Origin of the sequence: Dactylosporangium sp. NPDC005555 (genome assembly GCF_040605635.1) — a bacterium.
Classification (GTDB): domain Bacteria; phylum Actinomycetota; class Actinomycetes; order Mycobacteriales; family Micromonosporaceae; genus Dactylosporangium.
The window spans coordinates 1-2,335 of record NZ_JBEXDG010000150.1 but is presented as its reverse complement, the minus strand read 5'-3'; the positions used below and the strand labels follow the sequence as shown (position 1 = coordinate 2,335).

Annotated in this window: 3 protein-coding genes; 2 read left to right on the top strand and 1 reads right to left on the bottom strand. The window is 66.6% G+C overall.

Annotated features, from left to right (window positions below):
* A partial coding sequence (locus ABZS58_RS51135) for a hypothetical protein (RefSeq protein ID WP_354792094.1) occupies positions 1–535 on the top strand: 535 nt, incomplete at its 5' end.
* A gap of 162 nt (positions 536–697) precedes the next feature.
* On the opposite strand, the gene ABZS58_RS51130 is transcribed toward ABZS58_RS51135, so the two are convergent.
* Positions 698–1,225 carry a hypothetical protein gene (locus ABZS58_RS51130; protein ID WP_354792092.1) on the bottom strand — a complete coding sequence of 176 codons (528 nt, stop codon included), beginning with the start codon at positions 1,223–1,225 and terminating at the stop codon, positions 698–700.
* Between the two features lie 357 nt (positions 1,226–1,582).
* Between ABZS58_RS51130 and ABZS58_RS51125 the strand changes: the two genes are divergently transcribed.
* Positions 1,583–2,104, top strand: a complete 522-nt coding sequence (locus tag ABZS58_RS51125; protein ID WP_354792091.1) for a hypothetical protein — start codon at positions 1,583–1,585, stop codon at positions 2,102–2,104.
* The last annotated feature ends 231 nt before the right edge of the window (positions 2,105–2,335 follow it).

Here is a 2,335-nt window from a genome sequence, read left to right as displayed (position 1 = left end):
GCCGCCGCTGCTTACCCATGCCTTCCATGATGAACATCCTCTCCCGGGCACACAGCCCACAGATCTCGGATGTCCGTCAAAACGGGTCAGGCCCAGACTGCCGGATAATGCAGTCATGTCGCCTTGGACACTGACCGCGATCGAGCGCGCTTTCCGCGACGCGTGGGGCGCCGACACCTGCATGCCGGAGGAACTCGGGGCATGGAGTGCGCAGAATCCCGCTCGCGGCCAGTGCGGGCCGACCTCGCTCGTGCTGTGCGAGCTGATCGGCGGTGACTTGATGCGCGCTGACGTGCACCGAGACGGTGTCCATATCGGCGGCCACTACTGGAACCGGTTGTCAACCGGGATCGAGATCGATCTGACCCGTCAACAGTTCGGGCTGGACGAGGTCATCGGCACCGGTTGGGTAGTGCCACCACCGGCCGATATGCGGCCTGGCCGCTGCATAGAGCAGTGGGATCTGCTGCGGCGGCGCGTGTTCGCGGCCCTCGGCTCCGTTCCGATCGATGCGACTACAGCGCCGTCCAGCTGACCGAACCGGTCGTTGAAGTCCACGCCACTGAAGCCGGCAAAGCCTCGGCAGGGATGGCGCAAGCTCCCTGACTGAACTTCACAGCAACCACTCCTGGCCCCCCGCGCCCATCGCGGCTACTTGCGTGCAGTCGCTCTTGGCCCGAATGGCGTGGCGACCCGGTTACTCCTGACCAACATGCTCGGGCGGGCCGGGCTCATGGAGCAACGAACGACGCGCCGCCAGTCGGCGGAGCGAGATGATCCCGACGACCATCGCCGACCCGCCATGCGCCTTCAGTTGGCGAGCGGCCATTATCGCGACAGCGATCGAGACGATGTACAACACGAACGGAAAGGCCAGCAGGCCCCAGTCCGACATCAGCACGCCACAGACGGTGGCGGTCGCCGCGTTCAAGGCGACGTAGAAGCGGGCTAGCCCCTGCCCCAGCCGGTACGCCCACGCGCGGTCGCCGCGCAGTCCCTGGCAGGCGACGCCCGTCGCAACGGCGAACAGGAACGACGCGACGATGTCGCCGAGCCAGATCGTTGTGCCGACGGTGCGGCCGACTGCCGGCACAAGCAGCAAGTCGACCGGCCCAAGGAGCGGCCCGACGTTCAAGACCGTGAGCACCCACAGGGTTCCACGAAGCAGCACCGATCCGACCAGCCCGATCAGCAACCAAGTACCGGCCCACCCGCTTTTGAACACGTTCAGATTCTGTGCCGTCCTTGGCCCTGCATGCAAGGCGCCGATCGTCCATGATCGCGGTCGGCTCGTTGCCGGCGGCAACATCGCGGATGACCCCACGTTCGTTGCTGGTCTCGACGCTACACCTCGGCATCCGGTCATCGGCACGTCCGGACGGCAACCGGGCCGGCTCGGCGTGACGCTGGGTAGCGCGAGGATCGCGGCATGTCCGTACGCCGACCAGTGAGCGTGGCTGGCGAGGGTGTCATGTTGCGGGGTCTCTGGCCAGCGGCGGTGTTCGGCTCGCTGGCCCGCTCCCGTGATCGTCGGGCGTGGGATCATCGCGGCGTGGAATAGAGGCTGACGATACGCCGTCCGGTGGCTGTCACGGTGTCGAGCTGGCTGCTGGGGATCGGGGCCTTGCTGAGCGTGGCCGATCTGTGGTTGTCCCATCGTGGGCAGCAGGCCCGTGACGAGGCGTACCGGGCAGCCGTCGACGCGAACGAAATCGAGAACGCGACCGCGTTCGCGGCCGTTACCGCCGTGGAAGGTCTGTTCATCATTTTGCTGTGGATCATCGGCGCCGTCTTGCTGGTCGTCATCGCCGTGCAGAACCTGCGCGGCCGATCCGCCAGCCGGAACGCGACGTGGATGGTGAGCGGGTTGATGCTGTGCTGCCCCTCCGTGAGGTTCGCCGGCCTGGCGGCGTCCCTCAGCGACGGCGACAGTACCGATCCCGTCGACCAGCGGATGAACCGGATCTTGCCGGGCTGGTTCGGCGACGTCGCGCTGGCCGTGGACTTCGGCTTGATCGCGTGCCTGCTCAGTGCGGCGTTGCTGCTGACCCTTCGACCCGTGAGCCGGTACTTCCAATCGGTCCGACCGTCCGCAGAGCCGTGACACCCTGAGCGTTCTCACGCCTACATGAAGCACCGTGAGGGTCCCAAGATCGTCAAGTCGGGCGGTTCAGTGCGCTTGGTCGGCCGGAGCACCGGTCACTCACCGTCGCTGCGGGCCGCGCCAACGAGCCCGGTCTGCGGCAGATGCGGTGCGCCACGAAGCGCCTCGTTGTATCCCCGGTGCAGCCGGGAAGAACTCGGAGGGAGGTTTTTGGGTCCGATGGCTTACCTG